Origin of the sequence: Geitlerinema sp. PCC 9228 (assembly GCF_001870905.1) — a bacterium.
Lineage (GTDB): Bacteria > Cyanobacteriota > Cyanobacteriia > Cyanobacteriales > PCC-9228 > PCC-9228.
Window position 1 is genome coordinate 1 of the sequence record NZ_LNDC01000057.1, and the last position, 23,247, is coordinate 23,247.

Consider the following 23,247-nt stretch of genomic DNA (forward strand, 5'->3'; position numbering starts at 1 on the left):
GGGATGGACTAACTCATAGCGAATCCATCTAGGCACACCCGATGAAGCGAGAATCTCACGAATTCTATTCGTGAGAGTGTCAATACCAGTTCTGCGTTCGCGCTGATAACAAACAACAATTAGAGCCAACAGGAAAAAGCTACTGATTGGATGTAGGATTCAAAGCATGCTACACCGACTCCAACGAGTTGACTGCTAGGCATTCCCCTCCTCAGGATAAGATGGTGGGGGAGATGGCTGGTTTTGTGATTGGCTGCTGTGGGTAGTCTCGCCTTGTACCTTGGTAGTTGCTGTCTCTTCCGACGACTCCTGGGGGAAAATCCCTAGCGATTCCGGGTCTTTTTGAATTTGCGGCCATTGCTGGCGGTAGAGCAGTTCCAGTTCGTTGCCTGCCTGGCGAAATACTTTGACCTGGGAAGACAGGAACAATTGAAACAACCGATAAAACACCAAACTGACAATCGCCACAATCAAACCACCAGCAGTACTATACAAAGCTTCCCCAATGCCTAGGGTAACGCCGGCGGTGGAAGCCGTTCCCAAGTCTCCCAGGCGAATGGAACTGAGGGAGTTAATCAATCCCAAAACCGTTCCCAACAAACCAATCAACGGCGATATCGCAATCACCCCTTCTAACACCTTTTCTCCCCGACGCATGTGGGTAAGTTCGTTTTCCGCCGCCGCTTCCAACGCCAAGCGAAAGGACTCCGGTTCCGGTTGTTGCAGCTGCAAGGGAGCATACAAATAGCGACCAATGGGACGTTTTCTGGCTTTAAAGGCAATTTCCCTAGCCACCTGCCAATCATAACGAGCCGCTTCCAAAACTAAATTGACGATTTCCTGTTCTTTGCTGAGAACCCCCAACCAAAACCACAGCCGTTCAAAAATAATGCTGGTAGCTAGGATAGACAAAGCCAGCAATGGCCACATAGCTACCCCGCCTTTTTCAAAAATCTCCGCAATATTCACCGTCTATGCTCCTACTGACTGATTCCAAAAGCTTCGGCATGCAGACCAACAAAAAATACACCTGCCAAAATAACAGGTGAATCCAATGGGCTGCCTCTATTTTAGGAAACTTGGAGGGGAAACTCGCTGCGAAAAACCAAAAAATCCCAAGCAGGATGGGGAAACAGAGGCGGAAATGACTCGTGCAGGCGATGGCTGCTTGTCTGACCAGCCAACGACAGATAATTTTTCGGGAAACTTGTTGCCCTGGTCTGGTGTTTTGAAGGGCGAACGATGGGATTCGAACCCACGAATGGCGGAACCACAATCCGCTGCCTTAACCACTTGGCCACGTTCGCCATGTTTCGTTTGCGATCGCTTTTGTATTATAGCGAATTTACAAAATGGCGTAAAGAGCTGTTAGAAAAATTTTTCCGGGCAACAAAAATCCAAGGTTGTCGGTCTAGAGGAGAAGAACTGAGGCAGAATAGAAAAGCCCTATCCCCGTATTTCTTAAGGATTTGCTTGGGGGAGGGCAGTGACAGTTGTTGGTTGGGAGATTTTCATGAAAAGAATGAAGACAGCGATTTCAGTGGGCGGTTTGGCAGTTGTGGGATTGGGCATTGGTCTGGCGGTGACCAATCCGAAGTCCTCTGCCTATCAGTCTTTCGCGGCAAAGAAATTTGCCAGCCACTTGCAAGAAAATGTCTGCGATGATGTGCCCAAATTCCTGCGGCAGCAGTGCCGGGGATTTGCAGATGCGAATCGAGGCCAGTTTCAAAAGGTGATTGCGGATACGACGCAAAGGCAGAACTACTTTTTTTTCAGTATCTACGAAACCGATATTTCTATGTCGTTAGGGCTTCCTTCTTATCATTTCTCTACGGTGGGGATTTTAAACCAGTTTTACATTTACGAAGCTGAGAAAAAGTCATAGAGCTTGGTGTAAGTAATAATACGGAACTCAAATCCTATCCCTCGAAAAAATCAGTAATCCTGACCTTCTCGATCGGGAGGTGAAAAAAGTACGATTGTAGGGTGAGAGGGTACAGAAGTGACACCCTCCAGCAAAGGGGGAGTACAAATGCAGTTGTGTGTAGATACTTTAGCTCGGGAAGCGATTTATACCGGTCAAATTACTGGTAGAGATTACAAGGCACTCATGGAGGCCTTGCCCTATCTGAATCCGACCTACGAGGAACGCCAAGCTATCAAGCAAGTGGTGATGAATATGTATCGCGGTCAGATTCGGATTGTTGATGGTTGCTCGGCGATCGCCTAGGCATGTATCCTGCGATCGCGCCTTCTTGGGGATGTTGTATGTTGGGTAAAGTTTTGGCAATTCGATCGGTTTTCGTTCTAGGAACGTAAAACCACGAGCCCAGCCAATCGCAGCAGGCTGGGCCATGAGGATATTGCTTATTGGTTGGCGATTTCCAGAGCTTTTTGCAAGCGGGGGCGATCGCGACCTTTACGGTTTAAAATTAACCAAGATTGCATCAAATCTGGTCCTTGCAAAGCACCGGTTAGGGCGGCGCGCAGGGATTTCATCACCAAGCCTTTTTTCAGCTTGTGTTGTTTGGTAATGGTTTTCACAATCCCTTGGGCATCGTCTAAGCTTAACTCGGCGTGGTTGGCTGTCGCTTCGGCTACCGCTTTCACCGCCGTTTGGGCAGCATCTTGCCGCAACATATCTTGGGCATCTGCCTCAAGATTTACAGTATCGGTAAAGAAGATCCGACTCATGTCTGCCGCTTCCGACAGGCGGGTGAGGCTAGGTCCGATTAAAGCAGCAATTTCTGCCAACCACTCGCGATCGCTGTGCGGGTCGAAAGCATAACCAGCTTCCTGCCAGTAAGGTACCAACAAATCAGTTAGTTCCTCCACAGGCATGTTGTGCAGGTACTGGCTGTTAATCCAATCTAACTTATCCCAGTCAAATTTGGCCCCGGCTTTATTGATCCGTTCCAGCTCAAATTTCTTCGCTGCTGCTTCTAGAGTAAAAATTTCCTCCTCATCCGGGGGCGACCATCCCAACAAAGTCATATAGTTGGCTAAAGCTGGGGCGGTAAAACCCATGGCGTAAAACTCAGAAACGGAGGTAACATTATCCCGTTTGGAAAGCTTTTGACCGCTGGGATTGAGAATTAAAGGGGTGTGAGCAAATTCCGGTGGGGTTTTGCCGAAAGCTTCGTATAGCAGAATTTGCTTGGCAGTATTGGCAATGTGGTCTTCTCCGCGGATAACGTGGGTAATATCCATGTCCACATCATCCACCACCACGGCCAGGTTGTACAGGGGTTGCCCCATTTGTTCGCGACTGGCAGCCCGGGCGATGACCATGTCGCCACCTAAGTCGCTGCCCTTCCAACTCATAAGACCGCGAATGCGATCGTACCAGGTAATTTCGCGATTGTCGTCGATTTTAAACCGAATCACGGGGGTGCGACCTTCCGCTTCCAAAGCGGCTTCTTGTTCTGGGGTCAAATCCCGGTGGCGGTTGTCGTATCGCGGTGCTTGCCCTTTGGCTTTTTGGGCTGCGCGCATTTGCTCTAGTTCTTCCGTTGTACAGTAACAACGGTACGCTAACCCTTTTTCCAGTAGGGTTTGAATGCTTTGGCGGTACAAATCCAACCGCTGGGATTGGTAGTACGGTCCTTCATCCCAATGCAATCCCAACCACTTCAAGCCATCGAGAATATTTTGAGTATATTCAGCTTGCGATCGCTGGTAATCGGTATCTTCAATGCGTAAAATAAACTGACCGCCCTGGCTACGGGCAAACAGCCAGTTAAAGACGGCAGTTCTAGCCGTACCAATGTGTAAATTTCCGGTAGGACTGGGCGCTAATCGAACTCTTACTGTCACAGAGGTGTTTCTCCGCAAAACTCGCCAAAGGTCTATTGTAGACGGTTTTGCCCCCCGTTCGCTGTCCGAGAACCACTTTTACCGATAGCGATTGGCTTTGGCTGGGCTGTGAAAAACGGGACTGACGGGATTCGAACCCGCAACTTCCGCCGTGACAGGGCGGTGCTCTAACCGGTTGAACTACAGTCCCTTGTAGTTGGCGTTTTTGGCGCTTGGCGTCCTCTCTTTTCTGAGGACATCTTCTATTATCACCAACCAATCTAGATTTGTCAACAGCTATACGGGCCAATTTGGCTGAATTTCAGAAAAAAAGTACCGAAGTAACTTTCCCAACCCTATTAGGGAGCTTTCAGGTGTGGAACTCCCCAGATGCCGTTTGCCGATTGTCTTGCTACTAAGGGACGGGGTTGGGGAAGGCGGCAGCGGGGGAAAGGTGTGGCAACTAGAAGCGTCTGCTCGTTGTTTGGCCGGAAAGCGCGATCGCGTCAACCCCCTCTTGATGGGAAGTACGGTTAATACGACTCGCCAACCGCTAAAATCTTAAGTAAATATTTAAATGGATACTCGAACTGGCAAATTTCCTCTTAGAGTCCGCTAGGAAAGATAATAAGTTCTGGTTGGTAAGAGCGGTCTGCTGTTTGCAAAGCGATCGCCACTCAAAAATCAATCCCTACCACTTTCATAAATCGGTTGTTCCAAAAACAGCCCAGCAGCTCTTGTTGTACCTGCTGCGTACCTGCAACCTGGAACCCATCACCCATCGCGAGTAAGGAGAAAAATATCTATGCGTATTGCTCAAGTATCGCCGTTGTGGGAACGAGTACCGCCACCAGGATACGGTGGTATTGAATTGGTCGTCAGCCAGCTAACGGACGAACTCGTACGTCGGGGTCACGAGGTTACTTTGTTCGCTACGGGGGATTCGCAAACCCTCGCTCGTTTGGAGTCGGTTACACCTACGGCTTTGCGCTTGCAAACCGACCTCAAGGAACCAGCTGCTTACGAAGCTCTACAGCTGAGTCAAATTTTGGAGCAAGCCCATCGTTTCGATATTATCCATTTCCACACCGGCTTTGGGGTTCTTCCTTACACGCAGTTTCTCAAAACCCCCAGCGTTCACACACTCCACAATGGATTTACGCCCGAAAATCGACGCGTTTTCCATAAATACCGCGATCGCCATTACATTAGCATAAGCGATGCCCAACGCCAACTCAATCCTACTTTAAATTATGTGCGTACCGTTCACAACGGAATTGACACCAGCCAATATCCTTTTCAGCCAACACCACAAACGCCTCCTTATCTGGCCTTTCTGGGACGCATGTCACCGGAAAAAGGACCGGACAAAGCCATTGAAGTGGCTAAAACTGCAGGATTGCCCCTACTAATGGCTGGTAAAGTTGATGTGGTGGACCAAGAATTTTTTGAAAATCAGGTAAAACCTCATATTGATGGGCAAAATATCCAATATTTGGGAGAGTTAACCCATCAAGAAAAAGTAGAACTGCTGGGAAATGCTACGGCAACCTTGTTCCCCATTCAATGGAACGAGCCGTTTGGCTTGGTTACCATCGAATCCATGTGTACTGGAACGCCGGTTATTGCTAGCAATCGCGGGGCGGTTCCGGAAATTGTGGCCAGGGGGAAAACGGGATTTGTTTGCGATCGCATCTCGGCAATGGTAGAAGCAGTGGCGCAAGTGTCCCAAATTGAGCGCCAGCACTGCCACGAGTTTGTTTTGCGTTACTTTAGCGTGGCTGCAATGGTGGATAAATACGAAGCAGCTTACGAAAAAGTTTTCAAAACTTGCCAAAATCAGCAGTCTCCATGGGAACGCGAGTCTCGCAACGGACACGGTGCGATCGCCAGTTCCCAGTTAATTCCCGTAGCGTAAAGCAATTATTGAATTTACAATAAGGAGGTAATCATGCGCGGAAATATCTGTCCTTGTTGCAGTGCTCCTTTGCTACGTCATGCTAGTTCCCGGGGCGTATACTGGTTCTGCACTTCTTGCAGTCAGGAAATGCCCACAGCCCAAATGGCTAGCGTTCTCTCGCGTAAAGCGTTTTTCCGAAAAGACGGGGTAAAAAAAGCGCAAGTTGTCGGATAATTGTTTTGGGTACGTTTCGTTTCCCAGATTTGATTTTCCGATCGCGGCTACTGGAGAAACCCGGTCAAAATTGTTACCTATAGAATAGAAAGGAGGAGTGAGGCGGTCCCAGACGCATACTTTCTTATCCTCCTTTTTCTTTCGTTCTCGGAGGGCGAGTCGCGCCAATTTAACCACAAAGCAAACCATCAATCTGATTTTTTGAGCGGTAGCGTTCCCACGAAGCCTTCATGTCACTTTCCCCTACCCTAACCATAAAAGAAAACGATTTATTTTTAATCGCCGATCGCTTGGGAAATACAGTTGCTTCCAAAGATCGCAGCGATCGAGCGGTTACGGGTCTTTTTTGCCAAGATACGCGCTTTCTCAGCTGTTCCCAACTGACCGTTGAAGGATACGATCCCATTTTACTGCACAGCCATGCCGAAACAGGGTTTTCTCTATGTGTGGCTTGTACCAATCCCGAAGTTCCCAACGTACTAAAAAAAGAAACTTTGGGCATCCAGCGTCAGCTGGCTTTGCGTGGGGGATTGTTTGAAGAGATCGAAATTTACAACTACGATTTGCAAGCGGTCACATTTCAGGTGAAATTGCAATTTTACGCCGATTTTTTGGACTTATTTGAAGTTCGGGAATATGGCGATCGCCCTATGCGGGGAAATAAGTTAGAAGTGGTTTCCTCACGAAAAAATGGACTGAGTTTTGCCTATCGGGGGTTGGACAACTACCTCATGGAAACGCAAATTCAGTTTTCCTACCGCCTGCCCGATGAAATTTGGGAAGACTGTGCCATTTGGAACTTGCACCTCGACAGCCACGAACAAACCATTCTCGGCTACCACCTAACACCGTATACCAACCACCAACCCACTTCCCAAATCCCTATCCCCGCCACCTTGTCCCAAGCTCAAGATGCGGCATTTGCTGATTGGCAAAGTTGGTATCGGGCAACAACGCGCATTCGCAGCGATCGCACCACCATCAATCAAATTATCGAACGCGCCGAACAGGATATGTACTTGCTGTTGCAATCATTTGACTCGGGCAAGGTACCAGCGGCGGGAATTCCTTGGTTTTCCGCACTTTTCGGTCGCGATTCCTTGGTAGCAGCTTTTCAAACGCTGATGTTTACTCCTTCCATTGCCCGGGATACCTTGTTAACTTTGGGTAAATACCAAGGAGAAGAAGATAGTGACTGGCATGAAGAAGCTCCAGGCAAGATTTTGCACGAACTGCGGCAGGGGGAAATGGCCCGCTGTCGGGAAATTCCGCACACGCCTTACTACGGTACGGTGGATGCCACGCCTTTGTGGTTGCTGCTGTATGCGGAGTACTATGCCTGGACCGGCGATCGCGAGACCATCGAACGGTTGTGGGATGCCGCCACTGCTGCCATGTCCTGGATCGACAGCCAATGTGCCGAAACCGGATATCTCAGCTACCAGCGCCGTTCCTCCGGCGGTATCGACAACCAAGGCTGGAAGGACTCCGGTGATGCCATTGTCAATAGCAAAGGCGAACAAGTCTTTGGTCCTATTGCCTTGTGTGAGGTGCAAGCCTACGTCTATGCAGCCAAACAAGGTCTCAGCCGCATGGCCGAACTGATGGGAAAACCGGAACTGGCCCGACGCTGGCGTTCCCAAGCCCGGGCGTTGCAAGCGCGTTTCAACCGGGATTTTTGGATCGAATCGGCAGATTATTGCGCTTTGGCTTTGGACGGTCAAGGGCAACAGGTGGACAGCATTACTTCCAATCCCGGTCAATGTTTGTGTTTTGGGATTTTTTATCCCGAAAAAGCAGCTCGCGTAGCGCGTACTTGTATGTCGGAGGAAATGTTTAGCGGTTGGGGCATTCGTACCCTCAGCAGCCTCTCTCCCGCTTACAACCCCATTAGCTATCATTTGGGGTCGGTTTGGCCTCACGACAGTGCCTTGGTTGCTGCTGGCTTGCGATCGCTGGGATGGGTGGACGCAGCCCTGACTGTGGCAGCAGGCTTGTTGGATATGACCCACTACCAGCCTAGCAAACGTCCCCCAGAACTGTTGTGCGGTTACCAACGCCGCAGCAATAGTCCGCCGATTAACTATCCGGTGGCTTGTTCCCCTCAAGCTTGGGCCACGGGCAGTGTTTTTCAACTGTTGCAAATGATGCTCAATCCCATTCCCGATGCTGCGAACGGTTGTCTGCGTTTGGTGAAACCTCGGTTGCCTGCTTTTTTGTCTCGCCTATCTATACATAATTTGCAAGTGGGCAACAGCCATATTGATTTGGAATTGGAACGGCAAGGAGAGCATACTGCCTGCCGTATTCTCAAACAGCAGGGGAATATCCAAATTTCGATCGAACCGTAAGGGATAAGGAGGTGAAAAGATATGCGCGATCGCAACGATGCCACAACTAAGAAGGAAACCGGGGTTTTTCTTCCCATGAATCGCCACCAATTGGTCAGACATTTGGAAACCATTCAAGATATCATTGTTATTTCCTTATGTATTGCTATGTTTGCCATCATGGTATTGCGGATCGCCGATCTATTTATTTCCTTAGTGCAGCCGTTGCGCTTTGAAATTGTCGCTTCGGATATCTTGTTTTTATTGATTATGGTAGAATTATTTCGGATTTTGGTGATTTATTTTCAGGAAAGACAGATTTCTGTCAGCGTTGCTGTGGAGGCTTCCATTGTTTCTGTTTTGCGGGAAGTGATTTTGCGGGGGGTTTTGAAAATCTCTCCCCAACAGGTTTTGGTGGTTTGCGTCTTTTTGGTGGTATTGGGTGGGCTGTTGGTGGTACATCCCCTGCGCAATTCTATTGCAGCCAACCGCGACGATCGCTATGGAAACGAAACAGCTGCCAATGCCCAAATTCCAGCAGTTTTCGACATACCAACCCATCGCGATCGCTACCCATCCCAACCATCCTCTGGTACACTAGAAACGGAAAAATACAGCGCTATGCCTACAACAAAAAGTTTTCCAGACGCAGGAAAGTAGGTATCTGTCCCCCGGTTTGGGAACATCTTCGGTTGCAGAAGCATCCCAACAGTGGATACGGCAGCTGCGGCCAGTAAATTTGGGTAAATGCTTTTGGATGTTTCTGCAAAACCGAGAATATATAAGAAACAGTCTTGGTACTATTCGCGAGGTGGCATTGTGCGAATCAGAAGATTTTCTCTATCCCCATTTCCCATAGCGAAGCTAGCAAGCTACATCATCACCTTTTCCTTGGGATTTTTGCTAGCGATTGGCACCATGAATCTACTCCCTGCCGCGGGAATTGCTGCTGTGACTCCCTCAAAAGCCATTCCCAGCAAAACGGTAGCGGAACCCTCCCAACAAGCGGCGATTCCCATTCCCACCGACACTGAGAATGGCAACTTCGTTACCGCTGCGGTAGAACGGGTGGGAGGTGCCGTCGTACGCATCGATACCGCTCGTACAGTAACCCGCAACGTGGATCCATTCTTCGACGATCCGTTTTTTAAAAGATTTTTTGGTGACGAGTTCTTTGGGCAAATGCCCAGACAGCGGGAAGTCCGCGGTCAAGGATCGGGACTGATTGTCGATAGTGAGGGCATTGTGATTACCAACGCCCACGTGGTAAAAAATGCCGACCAAGTCACCGTCACCCTCAAAGACGGTCGCAGCTTCGATGGGGAAGTTCGCGGTACCGATGAAGTCACGGACTTGGCAGTGGTGAAAATTAGCGGGCAGTCGCTGCCGGTGGCGGATTTAGGTAATTCCGACCAACTTCGGGTTGGCGATTGGGCGATCGCATTGGGAAATCCTTTAGGATTGGACAATACCGTCACCTTGGGAATTATCAGTACCCTCAACCGTTCCAGTTCTCAAGCCGGTATTCCCGACAAACGCTTGGATTTCATTCAAACCGATGCCGCCATTAACCCCGGTAACTCCGGTGGTCCTTTGCTGAACGAACGCGGAGAGGTGATTGGCATTAACACCGCCATTCGAGCAGATGCCAACGGCATTGGCTTTGCCATTCCCGTCAATAAAGTCAAAGAAGTCAAAGGTCCCCTATCTCGTGGGGAAACCGTTCAGCATCCCTTTGTAGGGATTCAAATGGTGACCCTAACCCCAGAGATGGTTGAGGAAAACAACAGTAATCCCAACGCCCTCATGCAGCTACCCAACCGCAAAGGGGTTTTGGTGGTACGGGTCATGTCGAATACGCCAGCGGAAAAAGCAGGTATCCGTCGCGGTGATGTGATTTTTGAAGTAGAAGGCCAGCCCATCACCAGTGCCGGTCAGTTGCAAGATGTGGTAGAAGGGTCTAATGTTGGGGAAATGCTGACGTTTAAGATTCAACGGGGCACTCGTACGCTAACCCTTGACGTACGTACGGCGCAATTGCGCGATGTTAGCTAGCGTTCCCATAACTTGATCGGAAAAAAGGGCAGTTAGGCTTTTCGTTCCTGCTGCCCCATTGGAACTGCAGGTGGTGAAGTGGGGGAATTTTTGATATGAAATCCGTTTGAATAGATTGAATCGCTCTCAGACCCCTGGCTGCAATGCCCTGAGCTCTGACTTGGGTCGCTGTGCCGTACCTGCGGGGGACTACAGGGAGTTCTTCCCCATAAGTCTACAGCAGGATTTTATACGAAATCCGATATTGCTAAACCACAAACATTACCGCATGAATCGGGAGCTTGAAAGCCCTGACTTTTCACGCGCAGGGATGAAAAGCCACCCGTACGGCTTGAGCCGCCGTTAAAATCAAGCCGCCAGGCTCAAACAATTGAGTCATGGTGGGAAATCTGTCGGCAAGTTGGCAATGATGGGCTGAGAGAACGCCAAGATGGGCTCAAATCCCGAAAATCGCCTGTCAACGCCTGTGGTTTGGGAGGCGAGTACATCATTCCCGCCGATGCCCCTCGCCCTACCTATGCCAGTCAGTGCAAGGCATTAACACCAGCCAAGAAAGTCTGGCAGCAAATGCTCAAACGTTTGAAGACTGCATGGGTGACTATGTATCGACGGAGATTTGGCTTTCCTCGCTTTAGGGAAAAAGGGCGATTTCGCTCGTTTGTTTTTCCCAAAGTCAAGGAAACCTGTATCGAAGGGAATCAAATCGATCTTCCGAAAATTGGGAAAGTACGGTTTTTTAAGTCTCGCTCCCTTCGGTGATGGCTTTGTGGTTAAGCAAGTACAAATTCTGAAAACAGCGAGCGGGTACTATATTATTTTATCCGGTGCAAGCAGATGTGAAAATTCCCCAACCACCTATAAAGCGGTGATGCCATCGGATTGGATATGGTATTAGCATAGCTAATCTATCTAGGCACCCTGATGAAGCGAGAATCTTACGAATTCTATTCGTGAGAGTGTCAAAATAAATAATTGGGGGATTTTTGTGGGGAGCTTCGCGAAGCATACTTCCTACTAGCGCATCTATTTTAATTTGGTAGGTAAAGCGAGCGCTAAAGTTTATAAATTTAAAATCCATTCAGCCATTCTTATGTGCACTATTTTAGAATAGACACGCTAGGAGGATGGGCAATGCCCATCCTACAATTTTCTATGCTTTCTCGAAATAGTATAAGTATAATTATTTTGGTTTCCTTGGCCAAGCTGCTTCTTGTTTGTTTGGAGAATCGATGTTTTCTAGGTGATGAAAGATAGCCTTGGCTGCTCGCTGGGGAACGCCAGGGTTTCCCAAAGCTTGGCGCATTTGAGCGTAATCTTGCAGTATTTGTTGGTATCGGGCAGGATTTTGCAGAATACGATTGGCTTGTTGGGTAATATTTTCTGGTGTGGCTTCGTCTTGCAGTAATTCTGGAACAATGGGTTTCATTTCTACCAAGTTGGTAGGAGACATGTAGGGGATGGAAAAGTGGAGAATATGTTTGGCAATCCAAGCAGTCACCGAACTGACGCGATAAATGACCACCTGGGGAACGTTGGCAAGGGCGATTTCTAAGTTAACAGTTCCCGATTTAGTGATGGCAAGGTCGGCGGCAGCGATCGCATCTTGACGGGAGGCAATGCGAGCGTTGAGTTGGTATTTTTCAATGGCGGTTTCAATGGGTTGGCGGTAGGTGGGATGGGAAAGGGGAATCCAAAATTGCACTTGGGGTTGTTGTGCTTGTAACCTTTGCGCGGCAGCAAACATGGTCGGCAGCAAATAGCGAATTTCCTGGCGGCGAGAAGCAGGAACCAATGTAATGGCCGTTTGCCCCTCGGTTATGCCCAAGCGTTGACGAGCCTGTTGGCGACTGGGCATGGCGTCACAGCGATCGAGCAACGGATGCCCTACCCATCGGACGCAAGCCCCCAATTCTCGGAAAAATTTGGCTTCTGCTGGGAAAATGGCTAAAATTTCATCTGCCAAACTGGCGAGTTGCTTGGCCGGTTTGCTGGAAGGGGACCACACCCACAACTGTGGGGCAATGTAGTACACTACGGGAATGTGGGGGAAGCGACGGTCGAGAAACTGCCCGATGCCCAAATTGGGTCCCAGATAGTCTACCAGCACCACCACATCCGGCGGCTGCTGGCGGAGATGGTTTTTGACCCGCCGCTGGTGTCGCAGGGTAGGCAAAACGTAGGGCAGCGATTCCCACAATCCCACCGACCCAATACCGCTGGTGTTGCCCAGCAGTTCCATGCCAGCTTGTTCCATGCGATCGCCGCCCAATCCCCAAATATGCAAATCCCAACCGCGATCGCGCGCCTGTTGGTGAAGGGCTGCCACCAACATCGACCCTTGCAAATCCCCAGAAACTTCACCGGTGGCAATAAAAACCCTGGCTTGCCGCCTGCTTTGACTCACTTGGATGTTTCTCCCAAACGTTTTCTACCCGCAGTAACCCCACGTCGGTGAGAGGTCAAAGAAGCTTTCAGAAATTGATATAAGTGATTGACTTGTGCGTCATCCGCGAAAATCTGTAGCTTATCCAGCGCCTCTTGCAGGGGAATGCCGGAACGATAAAGCAAACGAAATGCTTTTTTTAGCAGGGGCAAGCTGGCCTGCAAGCCAGCCCGTTTGATGCCCACTTGATTGAGGGCGCGTACCCGACAGGGGTTGCCCTCAACCAACATGAACGGGGGAATATCCCGTTCGATACGGCTCATACCACCTACCATCGCTAGTTTGCCAATGCGAGCGAACTGATGGATGCCCAACACGCCACCAATGGTGGCCCTGGATTCCACGTGAACGTGACCGGCGAGGGCAACGCTGTTGGCGATGACCACCTGGTCTTCAATCGTACAGTTATGAGCCACATGTACGTAAGCCATAAGCAAATTGCGATCGCCGATGGTTGTGGCTTCGTCGGCGTTGGTAGCCCGGTTGATGGTGACATACTCGCGGATTTTGTTGTCATTGCCAATTTTAACCAGGCTGCGCGCCCCATTGTATTTGAGGTCCTGCGGTTCAAAGCCAATGACAGCTCCGGGAAAAATTTGATTTTGGCTGCCAATTTCGGTCCACCCCTGGACGATGGCGTGGGAGCCTATGGTGGTTTCCGAACCAATCTTGACATTGGCCCCGATTTCTGCATAAGCCCCTACGCGAACGGTAGGGTGTAATTGGGCATCTGGATGGACAACAGCAGTGGGATGAATCAGGGTCATCGTCGAGACATTAAGAAATGAAAATAAGTCAAGCAGGTTGTCCCAAGCGAAGGTAGGATCCTCAATCGCAGGTCCCCGGCCGTGTGGTGGTTTATTCCACCAGCGAGAACATTAATTCTCCTTCTGCTACCAACTGGCCGTCCACTTCCGCTCGGGCACGCATTTTCCCAAAACGGCGTCGCTTGATGCACAGCAAGTTAGCTTTCATCACCAGTTGGTCTCCCGGCACGACCGGACGGCGAAAGCGGACTTTGTCGATGCCAGCAAAGAGCAACAACCCTTCTTCCACTTCCGGCATTTGCGCTAGCAAGACCGCTCCCAATTGGGCCATAGCTTCCACAATCAAAACCCCAGGCATAATTGCCCGTTCGGGGAAATGACCCTGAAAGTGGGGTTCGTTAAAGGTGACATTTTTAATGCCAACGGCGGATTCCCCGGGAACGTATTCCGTAATTCGATCGACCAACAAAAAAGGATAGCGGTGGGGCAGCAGTTTTTGGATTTCTTCTACATCCAACACCGGCGGTGATGTAGAGCGATCGGATTGAGCTGCCTGGTTTTCATTAGAATTTTCTGTGTGTGTATTCGTCGTTTGGCTATCAATAGCTGTGGACATAACGGTATCGCTCCTACCGAGCGCAGATATAAAGACATCCTTTAAGTACGCCCCATCTGAAATTGGAATTTTTATCTTAGATGAGGTCCAAAATGCCAAAAAGCTGGCAACTTTTTGACGTTTATCAAATCGAGGAGGGGGTTCCCAAGTTTCGCCCTCATCAGTGAAAGGCGATCGCTACCAACACGTGTAGCTCCCCCATTCTTTGGCAACCATTGACCGGAATCAGTGGTTTGTCTTTTTTTGCAAAACCTTGCACGGAACTTAGCTCCAGCTGCCTTTCCAGCTGCAAGCAGGGCAAGGATGCTGGTGGTACCGGTACCTTCCCCAGGGAACGGCCGGAAGGACCGCTGGGGTGCCGTACCATAGAAGATGCCCCTCAATTGACTGGGGCTTTGCAAGCTGCCTGGCACCAACGCCAAAAGTTCGGTGCTGGCATTGGTTCTTTATAGTACCGTTAACAAGACTATAACACCAGAGCTACTTTTCGCTAAACCCATCCCCCTGGCAGTCCCTAGGTTCCAAATCCCTATTCTCCGGTGCTGGGACAGGGCTGGGGCACCGAGGCAATTTGACGTGCTAGCCGTACGTGCAGCTGGTGGCTGGCTTTGTAAGCAATAAAGTGAGCCTTGGGGAAAAAACCCAACAAGCTAACATCGCCCACGAAGTCTAGAATTTTATGGCGTACGGGTTCATTGGCAAATCGCAGGGGGGGGTTGAGCCAATCGCGATCGCCACAAACCAAGGCATTGTCCAAACTGCCTCCGCGAATCCAACCTTGCTGGCGCAGGGGTTCTACGTAAGCTTCCAGGGTAAAAGTCCGCGCCGGTGCAATTTCTGCAGCCCAGGTGTCGGCACTAGCCGCCCAACTGTACCACTGATTGCCAATGGGAGCAACTGGAAAGTCAATGCCGTAGGTAAAACGGGTTTCCTCAGCGGGAATGGCTGCCACGAAGGCATCCCCTTGGTAGAGGCAGATGGGTTGGGACACTCCGGGAAGTTCCCTAGCAGGGGCTGCGATCGCGACTTTCCCAGCCCCTGCGATCGCCTCGGTCCAATCCTGGGCAGAACCATCCAGCAGCGGGATTTCCGGACCATTCACCTCAATACAAACATCGGTAATCCCCAAAACCGCCAAAGCCGCCAGCAAGTGTTCTACGGTTTGTACGGTAGCCCCCTGCCCCACCAGTTGCGTCGCCAGCTGGGTTTGCCGTACGGAGGCTAGGGTTGCGGGAATTTCCGGTTTGCCAGGCAAGTCCACCCGCACAAAATAGCGATCGCCCGCAGGAACCGGCAACAAAGACACTTGCGTTTGTTCTCCCGTATGCAGCCCCACACCAGAGCGGGAAACCCTCTCAGCCAGAGTATAGCGCGTTGGTTGCATCAGCACCCCCATCCATTGCCAGCCATCAAAGGAACCTCAGAACTTCTCGCCAATGCCAAAGTGCAGGCGACCTTCTCCTTCATCGTTGATACCGTAGTCAACCCGAATGGGCCCCAAAGGCGATTGAATGCGCACTCCCAAACCGTAGCCAAAGCCACTACCGGGTTTATCGCGCACCTCCGCCGGTTCGCCGGGAACGTCATCAGCAGTACCCAAATCCGAGCCAACATCAGCAAATAGAGCGCCCCCTACAATGGAGATAATAGGAAAGCGGTACTCCACACTGGCTTCGGCAAAGGCACGACCGGTACCCAATTCCGCTTCATCGTAACCGCGTACGGAATTACTACCTCCCAAGGCAAACGCTTCGTACGGCGGCAAATCCCCTAAGAAAACCCCTGCTTCCACGTTGAATGCTAAAGTTTGCGGTCCTTCGGTAAAGTTCACCCAATCCACGGGAATGTAATAGCTGTAGCGTCCTTGCAAACTGTTAAAGAGAATATTGCCCTGACCTACGGGAATCGATTGTTCGATATCCACACGAGCAAAAGACCCGGAAGTAGGTTGCCGTTGGTTGTTGCGCAAATCGCGGCTCAAACCAAATTCTAAAGTAAGCAAGTCGTCCCTGCCGTCGCCGCTAAAGCTCAAATCGTTGCCCAATTCGTCTTCAGGGGTAATTTCCCCATCTTCGTCGCGAATGGTGACGCGCTGGAAATTCACACCACCAGAAGCAGTCCATTCTGCCGGCGATAGCGGGTCGTTTGATAGGGGTCGTTGGAAGCGAACGCCACCGCCAAAACGCTGTACCCTGGGGCGATCGCCGTTTTCCAGTTCTACTTCTTCATCGCCACCGTCAAAAATCAGGGAAATGGCCCGCCGCGTAAAGACGTTAGCGGTATAGGAAGTCCCGAAAGGATCGCCTTTGATCCAAGGATCGGTAAAGCTCAGGTCGAACAGCAAACCCCGTTCGCCTGCCTGCAGTTCCGCTCCCAATTTTTGGTTACGCCCGAATAAATTTTGTTCTTGGAAGCTCACCGTACCGAACAAACCGCTGGTGGTACTGACGCCGCCACCCACACCGATGGAACCAGTGTTTTTCTCGATTAAATTCACCACCACAACCGCTTTGCGGGGATTGTTGGGGGCAGGGTTGAGCTGCAGCCGTACGTCTTCAAACAGACCGAGTTGAAAAATTCGTTGCAAATCGGATTGAATGCGATCGCGTTTGAGAATATCCCCCGGTTCGGTGCGCATCTCCCGTAAAACTACGTACTCCCGGGTTCTGCCACCTATCGGTTCGCCATCGGGGGTAGTGGCTTCCCCTTCTTCGGTTAAAAACTGCACTTGAATATCTGCGATCTCCCCCTCCGCAACGGTAAGGGTTACGGTGCCATCTTCGCTAACTTGTGGCGATTCCACTACTTGCGCTAGTACATATCCGTTGTCTTGATACCACTGGTTGATTTGAGAAATGCCATTTTGAAACTGCTGCAGGTTGAGCACTTCCCCGTATTGGTCGCTGAAAGCATCTTGTACCACGCTGTCGGGCAAAATGCGATCGCCTTCTACTTGTACCTGTTGCAAAACTGGGTTGGGTTCCACCACAAAAGTGACCCGGACCCCCAAAGGGGTATCTTCAGGAACCACCCGGGCTTGGGCAAAATAACCGGTGGCATAAATAGAATCGATATCTTCTTGCAACTGCGATCGCGTGGTGGTCCGCCCTGGGGTAGTTGCCACCGCATCGTAGACGGTCTGTTCCAATTCCCCTTCTACACCTTCAACCACCACTTCCGCAACCAAAACTTGGGGTTCTTGTTGCTGTTGCTGCTGTTGTTGTGGCTGCTGCTGTTCGCCATTGGGAGGCGAAATTGGTATTTCAGTTTCTGGTGGCGCTTCTGGTTGGGGAGATTCCGGAACTTCGGTAGGAGAGTCGCCCTCGGTTTCCGTTTCCATTTCTGGCGGTAATTCCGGCGATTCGGGGGTGGTTTCCCCTTCTGTTTCTGTTGGCTGTTGGGCCAACACCGCGCTATTTTTGACCCGAAGGGCACTTGGTGCCATCGCGAGCGCCAACTCATCATTTCGTTCGCGCCAGGGAGGCGGTTCGGGCAACAACGATTCGCCAGACGGCCTCGCTAGCGGCAAGTCGGGAAGTACCTGGGTCAAATCCCACACGTATGTGGCATGGGAGTTCCCGCTACTTTGGGATTTTTCCACCGCAGCCGCCACCGAAGTAGAATGAGTCTCTTTTGGTTGGTTGGTAGCTTTCCCAGTCGAGTCGCCGGCAGAGGTGGCTTCTGCCAATGCCTTTCCCACTGGCGACGGGTGGGCATTTGTAGAATTGGACACACCGAGCGTTGTTGCTAAGCAAATCGCCGCCATCCAAAATGGATATAAACGCATGATTTTCACTTTGGTTTGGAATCTCCACACACCACAAAAAATGTACGCCAAAAATTAGCCGGACGAAATGGCAATTTCCCAGCCGGTCGCAGTTACTTGAAAACAGCTTGAAATGGGTTTTGCTGCTTTGCTATCGTTGCCGCCACTCTAGTGACCGGTCACGCGATCGAGTACTTGTTGGTAAGCAGCTTCTACATCTGGCAGGTTTTGCCGGAAACGATCCTTATCCAAAACCCGTTTTTGCGGATCGTCTTCCGATTGCTGCCACAAGCGACAGGTATCGGGGCTAATTTCATCAGCCAGCAACAAGGTACCAGCAGCAAACGGACTGGTTGGTCCTGCCGTAGGGGGGACTATACCAAATTCCAGCTTGAAGTCTACCAGAGTAATGCCACATTCGTTGAAAAAGTCCCCGAGAATTTCGTTAATCTGCAGGCAGTAGTTCTCCATGGTTTGAATTTGCTCCGGCGCGGCCAGTTCCAACATCTGCAAGCGATCGCGCGTTAGCAGAGGATCGCCCAACGCGTCGTTTTTATAGCAAAACTCCACCAATGGTCGCGGCAGCACTTTCCCCAAGGGCAATCCGGTTTGCCGGCACAAGCTACCAGCGGCTATATTGCGCACAATGGCTTCGATGGGCACAATATCCACCCGCCACACCCGCATTTGAGCGGCAGCGGGCGAATCGATGAAGTGCGTGGGCATCCCCGCCGCCTGCAACAGCTGAAACAAACGCGTGGAAATTTTGCAATTCATTTCCCCTTTACCAACGATTTGCCCCCGTTTTTGGGCATTAAAAGCCGTGGCATCATCTTTAAAGCACACCAGCAAAACATCCGGATCGTCGGTTTGGTATACGATTTTGGCTTTCCCTTCGTACAGTTTTTCGTAAGCTGACATAAGAAGTTGTTGAGAGTGATTGAAATGACCAAAAAATCAAGGCGTACCTAGCGGCCGAACCTGGGAGATATAATTGGTTGTTTTCTCCCATGCCCCCATGCGCCCATGCCCAACTACCGCCCTACTTGAGATTGAATGGGCAAGATCCATTCCTGTTGTTGTTGGTTCCACAGGGGAATTTCTGTCTCGCCAACAATGTAAGGTCCCCAGTAGCGGCGAGAACCATCTTGGGCAAACACAACCAGAATATCACCCGATCGCAGGCGCAGATCGGCTTCGGGGAGCGCTAGAATCGTCCCGCGTACCCGTCCTTCTTGAGGCGCAAAATCCCAGTGGATAGGTTCTTTGGGCGTCTCGGAACTGCCGGTATAACGCCGCAAAACCACGCGCACGGGATGGGAAGACCGGTTGCTCACCCGCAGGGTTCCGGTTTTCCCTTCTATTGGGGAAGAAACCCTTTCGGCAGCTGGTTCGGGAAGTTCTATGGTGGGTACAGGGGGCAGTAAAGGAAGTAAGGGCGGTACGATGGGCGATGGCGAGGCAGTTGACATGCGAACGGCAACCACCCAATGCCGCATCAATACAATCGCGCCAGCCAGCAGCAGGCAAGAAATCGCGATCGCGAGAATTGCTCGTTTGGAACCAGATCGAAGCCAACGTTTGAACTTCATCGACGATGAAATACCACAAAAGGTTAGCGAAACGTGGGAAAAGCTTCCCGGGTTAGGGTGCTATTCTAAAAAAAACGGAGCGAGTAGTGGCTCGTGGGTTGGTTGGTGGTGCTTTCATGCGCTGCAGCCAAAGAAGGATTCTGTGGGGTAGGGGAGAGCAAATATGCAAGATACGCGCTTGAACGGTTTGATTCGTTTGTTGGTCCGGCAGTGGTTGGGATGGTTGCGCAATCCGTGGCGGCGAATTTCACTAGCAGCGATCGCTGTATTGTTTGGATTTTTTCTGGGAACGGCTGTTTCTACCATAGCGGGTCAAAACTCCCGACAGGATATTGTGGTAGCGGCGATTACTTTATTTTTTACCGAAACTATCAGTCGTGTGGTTTACACCCGCAACCGCAGCGATCGTCCCCGGTTTTCCTTGGAGTTGTTGAACGCCCTCAAAATTGGATTGGTGTACAGTCTATTTGTGGAAGCATTAAAACTAGGGTCTTAGGTGGCGCTTTCTCTGGGCGACCCATCGCCTACCACCCCACCACCAGCAAGTATTGGGAAACTAGCTTCATGAGTGCACTCGAAGGTATCTTACAAGGGTTGGTACGTGCCCAATACCTCTCACCAGAGCTACAAGACGCTCTAGAGCGTTGGACGTTGGACCATCTCTATCAATCCCAGGTTTGGGGCATCGATCGCCACAATGTCCGCGAGGCCATCCAGCAGCGATCGCAGCAATTTCTTTCCCTACTACCCCTCAAAAATCGATTTCCCCTGCAGGGAGACCGTTTGTGGGTTTCCCTCTGGCAGTTGTGGTTGCCGCTAGCCCAATGGTTGGTTGCCCGGTACCAGCAACAAACCCGTCCTTTCATACAGGGCATGTTGGGATTGCAGGGAACCGGCAAAACCACCACGGCGAAGAGCTTACACCTTATTTTAGAACATTGGGGATATGGGGTGGTGCATCTTTCTTTGGATGATATCTACAAATCTCACACCCAACGCCAACAGCTGCAACAAGAAGATCCCCGCCTGCTTTGGCGAGGACCGCCGGGAACCCACGATGTAGCGGCCGGAATCGAGGTTTTAGACCAATTGCGACAATCAACCCCCACATCCGCGATCGCGATTCCCCGTTTCGATAAATCAGCTTGGGCAGGTGCGGGCGATCGCACGGAACCGGAATGGGTCGACGGTGCCGATATGGTCCTGTTTGAAGGATGGTTTGTAGGGGTACAGCCCTTGTCCGAACTACCCGCAACGCTTCCCGATCCCATTGTCACCGAAAGCGATCGCGCCTTTGCTGCCGACTGCAACCAAAGACTGCACGCCTATCTACCCCTATGGCAGCGTTTGGATAGCCTGTTGGTTTTGGTGCCCACCGACTATCGCTACTCCCTCCAGTGGCGGCAGCAAGCAGAACAACAAATGAAAGCCGCCGGGCAATCGGGACAAACCGATTCACAAATCGAGCAATTTGTCAAGTATTTTTGGAAAGCCCTTCACCCGCAGCTGTACGTAACACCATTGCTACAAGATACCCGGCAAACCGATTTGGTGGTAGAACTAGATGCCGACCACCAGGTGGCGGCCGCTTACCCCCCCGGCGACGGAACTCAAAACCACTCCGCCGCCAGCTAGCCAGTAACTATCCTTCTTCCGTAGAACCTTGCGCTTCCAATTGCTGGAGTTGAGCATTGATTTGGTCCTTAAACTTAGGCGGTGCCAGTTCTGCCGCCGTCGAAAATAGGGGCTTGGCTTCCTCCACCTTTCCTTGTTCGGTAAATACCAAAGCTTTCGCCAACACCGGTCGAAAATCGCTTTCATCTTCGCTGATGGCATCGTTATAGACCGCCACCGCTTCATCGTAACGTTCCTGACTGGCGTACACCTGTCCCAAAATCAGCTGTATGGACGCCACATCCACACTGCTACCTTCAACCTCTTCCAATTGTGGTGCCTTTTTCAGCGTATCCTGCAACAGACCAATCGCCGCTTGGGGACGTTCTTGGCGCAGCAACAGCGTCGTTAGCCCTTGCAAAGCCGGAACATACGCCGGTTGGGAATTAAGAATATCCCGATATACACCAGCCGCTCCTTCCATATCTCCCAAATACTGCTTGGTCTGGGCTAGCAAAACACTGTAGCTGGGTTCTTCCGGATGCAGTTCTGCTAATTTTTGTAAAGGTTCCACCGTCCCTTCCAAATTGCCCAACTGCAGGCGTACGTCTACCAATCCCCGCAGGGCATTTTCATTTTCCGGTTCCCGTTGCAGCACGGCTTCGTATCCCTTTTCTTGGGATTTTAACTGTTCTTGGGTGGGACCTTCTGACTCAGCTGAAGTGCCGTTTTGTACCGAAGATACTGGTTGTTGGTCTGGGTTGCTCGTGCGATTGGCTTGTAGGGTATCGCCAATTAGGGGAGCAAAACTCAGCCCCAAAAAAGCGACCACAACAGTAGCGAGCACAATACCGATAATCCAGCGTCCGCGTTGGTTATTCACGAATAATGTCCTTGAATTCTTACAACCATTATCGGCCACGATTTGCCAGATTGAAAATGGCAAGGGAGGGATGACAAACAGCTGGAAATGGGGAACACAGGCAAAAAGAATGCTTGGGGGAAAATTTAGGCACAAAATTTCACAGATTTTTCCGTTTGGGCAATGCATTCAGTAGAATAGGCACACCAACAACCGCTATCCATTGGCGGGGTGGTTCTGGTCCCACCCGCTAGAAATATGTCTCCGCTGTTAGGAGGTTTTTCCATGAATTCCGCTTCTCACCCCTTCCCTCCTTCTGAGGAACCGACCCCTTCTGAAGTGCCCCCAGCAGAAAGTGCCCCACCCGCATCGCCAGAGGCAGCCACCCACGAGGAATCAACCAGGGAGGCTTCCCAGCAGACAGAAGAACTGCCCTTGCGATCGCATCCCATTCCCCCGCCGGCGCAAAAAATGCAGTACCGGGCCATTGGCTTGCTCAAAGGCAAATACACCCCTTCCGCCGACCAATTCAATCAGGGAATTCTCCTCACCGAAGATGGCACCATTATCGATGCTGTTTTGCTGGGGCGGATTATGAGCCTGCTAAAAAAGCACCTCAGCTTGGAAGAAGAACATTTATGGGTGGTGTACCCGCGACCCCGCCAAAAAGAAGGCAACCTCCACGCTCAAATTGTCGGCGTTTGGGAACCAGAAAAGCTTACCCAAAACCGCATGCCAGCCAGTGCCACCACTACTACTCCTTCTCTACCCATTGAAGATGGGTTTTTCTCCATTCGTGGGGAAGTGGTTTACCAATCCGAAGCCGACCAACGGATTATCGTCAAAATTCGGCAGTCGCCGCGCAAAAAAGAAAAGAAACCCCGCTTTTTCAAACTTTCCCTCGCCGGCACGCTGGAAGGAAAAGCCGTAGGTCATTTTTGGGATTTGCAAGTACGTCGCCAAAGCAACGAACTGGTGATACACGCCGGTGAAGACATGGGCACCATCCCCAAACGGAAAAGCAAAAAACCGTCGAAGAAAAAATCCCAACGCCCCCAACGCCAGCAAAAACCAGTGCGCAAAAATCGCAGCCAACCTGCCAAACCTGCCCCTCCAAAAAAACGCCAAGCATCGGAAAACCCATCTAAAGAACAACCGCCATCCAACCATCCCCAAGACCGCTAAAATCTATCAAGTAAAACTTTCGGTAGCTTGGAATCCCCGTCGCTTTAGCGCGGGGAGGAAAAGCGCCTCGTGGGGCTTTAGCCCCATT

General features: G+C 50.8%; 21 protein-coding genes and 2 tRNA genes. 11 read left to right on the forward strand and 12 right to left on the reverse strand.

The window, feature by feature from the left end; all coding sequences use genetic code 11:
• Positions 1–195 precede the first annotated feature (195 nt).
• Together AS151_RS04160 and AS151_RS04165 are read right to left on the reverse strand one after the other, a co-directional pair.
• Complete coding sequence (locus tag AS151_RS04160) at positions 196–969, reverse strand: MotA/TolQ/ExbB proton channel family protein (RefSeq protein WP_084639394.1); 774 nt, start codon at positions 967–969, stop codon at positions 196–198.
• 265 nt (positions 970–1,234) lie between these two features.
• Positions 1,235–1,307, reverse strand: a tRNA-His gene (locus AS151_RS04165).
• Positions 1,308–1,513: 206 nt separating this feature from the next.
• Here AS151_RS04165 and AS151_RS04170 point away from each other — a divergent pair.
• Positions 1,514–1,885 carry a DUF4359 domain-containing protein gene (locus tag AS151_RS04170; protein WP_071515795.1) on the forward strand — a complete coding sequence of 124 codons (372 nt, stop codon included), beginning with the start codon at positions 1,514–1,516 and terminating at the stop codon, positions 1,883–1,885.
• A 117-nt stretch (positions 1,886–2,002) separates the two neighbouring features.
• Complete coding sequence (locus tag AS151_RS04175) at positions 2,003–2,230, forward strand: hypothetical protein (RefSeq protein WP_139240499.1); 228 nt, start codon at positions 2,003–2,005, stop codon at positions 2,228–2,230.
• 137 nt (positions 2,231–2,367) lie between these two features.
• Here the strand turns inward: AS151_RS04175 and gltX are convergent, their stop codons facing one another.
• On the reverse strand, positions 2,368–3,816 hold the full coding sequence (gene gltX, locus AS151_RS04180) for a glutamate--tRNA ligase (protein WP_071515797.1): 1,449 nt from the start codon (positions 3,814–3,816) through the stop codon (positions 2,368–2,370).
• Positions 3,817–3,932: 116 nt separating this feature from the next.
• Positions 3,933–4,006: transfer RNA gene (locus AS151_RS04185), tRNA-Asp, on the reverse strand.
• Positions 4,007–4,171: 165 nt separating this feature from the next.
• Here AS151_RS04185 and AS151_RS21310 point away from each other — a divergent pair.
• From AS151_RS21310 to AS151_RS04210, 5 genes are all read left to right on the forward strand, one after another.
• On the forward strand, positions 4,172–4,360 hold the full coding sequence (locus tag AS151_RS21310) for a hypothetical protein (RefSeq protein ID WP_139240500.1): 189 nt from the start codon (positions 4,172–4,174) through the stop codon (positions 4,358–4,360).
• Between the two features lie 240 nt (positions 4,361–4,600).
• A complete protein-coding gene (locus AS151_RS04190) occupies positions 4,601–5,713 on the forward strand; it encodes a glycosyltransferase family 4 protein (protein WP_071515798.1) in 1,113 nt (370 codons plus the stop codon).
• A 446-nt stretch (positions 5,714–6,159) separates the two neighbouring features.
• Positions 6,160–8,280 carry an amylo-alpha-1,6-glucosidase gene (locus tag AS151_RS04200; protein WP_071515800.1) on the forward strand — a complete coding sequence of 707 codons (2,121 nt, stop codon included), beginning with the start codon at positions 6,160–6,162 and terminating at the stop codon, positions 8,278–8,280.
• 21 nt (positions 8,281–8,301) lie between these two features.
• Complete coding sequence (locus AS151_RS04205; RefSeq protein WP_071515801.1) at positions 8,302–8,919, forward strand: phosphate-starvation-inducible PsiE family protein; 618 nt, start codon at positions 8,302–8,304, stop codon at positions 8,917–8,919.
• Between the two features lie 159 nt (positions 8,920–9,078).
• Positions 9,079–10,314 carry an HhoA/HhoB/HtrA family serine endopeptidase gene (locus tag AS151_RS04210; protein WP_071515813.1) on the forward strand — a complete coding sequence of 412 codons (1,236 nt, stop codon included), beginning with the start codon at positions 9,079–9,081 and terminating at the stop codon, positions 10,312–10,314.
• A 1,180-nt stretch (positions 10,315–11,494) separates the two neighbouring features.
• On the opposite strand, the gene lpxB is transcribed toward AS151_RS04210, so the two are convergent.
• From lpxB to fabZ, 3 genes are all read right to left on the reverse strand, one after another.
• A complete protein-coding gene (lpxB, locus tag AS151_RS04215) occupies positions 11,495–12,718 on the reverse strand; it encodes a lipid-A-disaccharide synthase (RefSeq protein ID WP_071515802.1) in 1,224 nt (407 codons plus the stop codon).
• A complete protein-coding gene (lpxA, locus tag AS151_RS04220) occupies positions 12,715–13,524 on the reverse strand; it encodes an acyl-ACP--UDP-N-acetylglucosamine O-acyltransferase (RefSeq protein ID WP_071515803.1) in 810 nt (269 codons plus the stop codon). The genes lpxB and lpxA overlap by 4 nt, the downstream gene beginning before the upstream one ends.
• A gap of 91 nt (positions 13,525–13,615) precedes the next feature.
• Positions 13,616–14,140, reverse strand: a complete 525-nt coding sequence (gene fabZ, locus AS151_RS04225; RefSeq protein ID WP_071515804.1) for a 3-hydroxyacyl-ACP dehydratase FabZ — start codon at positions 14,138–14,140, stop codon at positions 13,616–13,618.
• A gap of 233 nt (positions 14,141–14,373) precedes the next feature.
• Between fabZ and AS151_RS04230 the strand changes: the two genes are divergently transcribed.
• Positions 14,374–14,592, forward strand: coding sequence for a hypothetical protein (locus AS151_RS04230; protein WP_139240501.1), 219 nt, complete (start codon positions 14,374–14,376; stop codon positions 14,590–14,592).
• Between the two features lie 77 nt (positions 14,593–14,669).
• Here the strand turns inward: AS151_RS04230 and lpxC are convergent, their stop codons facing one another.
• The 4 genes from lpxC to AS151_RS21315 form a co-directional block, all read right to left on the reverse strand.
• Complete coding sequence (gene lpxC, locus AS151_RS04235) at positions 14,670–15,524, reverse strand: UDP-3-O-acyl-N-acetylglucosamine deacetylase (RefSeq protein ID WP_071515814.1); 855 nt, start codon at positions 15,522–15,524, stop codon at positions 14,670–14,672.
• Between the two features lie 36 nt (positions 15,525–15,560).
• A complete protein-coding gene (locus tag AS151_RS04240) occupies positions 15,561–17,927 on the reverse strand; it encodes a BamA/TamA family outer membrane protein (protein ID WP_071515815.1) in 2,367 nt (788 codons plus the stop codon).
• Positions 17,928–18,074: 147 nt separating this feature from the next.
• Positions 18,075–18,827 (reverse strand): phosphoribosylaminoimidazolesuccinocarboxamide synthase, encoded by a 753-nt coding sequence (gene purC / locus AS151_RS04245; protein ID WP_071515806.1) that lies wholly within the window; start codon positions 18,825–18,827, stop codon positions 18,075–18,077.
• A 113-nt stretch (positions 18,828–18,940) separates the two neighbouring features.
• The gene (locus tag AS151_RS21315) at positions 18,941–19,498 is read right to left on the reverse strand and encodes a hypothetical protein (RefSeq protein ID WP_139240502.1); all 558 of its coding nucleotides are present in this window, start codon (positions 19,496–19,498) and stop codon (positions 18,941–18,943) included.
• Between the two features lie 163 nt (positions 19,499–19,661).
• On the opposite strand from AS151_RS21315, the gene AS151_RS04260 reads away from it, so the two are divergent.
• Both AS151_RS04260 and AS151_RS04265 read left to right on the forward strand, forming a co-directional pair.
• Positions 19,662–19,994: a DUF565 domain-containing protein gene (locus AS151_RS04260; protein ID WP_071515809.1), complete on the forward strand. Its 333-nt coding sequence runs from the start codon at positions 19,662–19,664 to the stop codon at positions 19,992–19,994.
• A 68-nt stretch (positions 19,995–20,062) separates the two neighbouring features.
• Positions 20,063–21,133: a hypothetical protein gene (locus AS151_RS04265; RefSeq protein WP_071515810.1), complete on the forward strand. Its 1,071-nt coding sequence runs from the start codon at positions 20,063–20,065 to the stop codon at positions 21,131–21,133.
• 7 nt (positions 21,134–21,140) lie between these two features.
• Here AS151_RS04265 and AS151_RS04270 read toward each other — a convergent pair whose 3' ends face one another.
• Complete coding sequence (locus tag AS151_RS04270) at positions 21,141–21,995, reverse strand: tetratricopeptide repeat protein (protein ID WP_071515811.1); 855 nt, start codon at positions 21,993–21,995, stop codon at positions 21,141–21,143.
• A 264-nt stretch (positions 21,996–22,259) separates the two neighbouring features.
• On the opposite strand from AS151_RS04270, the gene AS151_RS04275 reads away from it, so the two are divergent.
• Positions 22,260–23,159 carry a hypothetical protein gene (locus tag AS151_RS04275; RefSeq protein WP_139240503.1) on the forward strand — a complete coding sequence of 300 codons (900 nt, stop codon included), beginning with the start codon at positions 22,260–22,262 and terminating at the stop codon, positions 23,157–23,159.
• Positions 23,160–23,247: the final 88 nt, after the last annotated feature.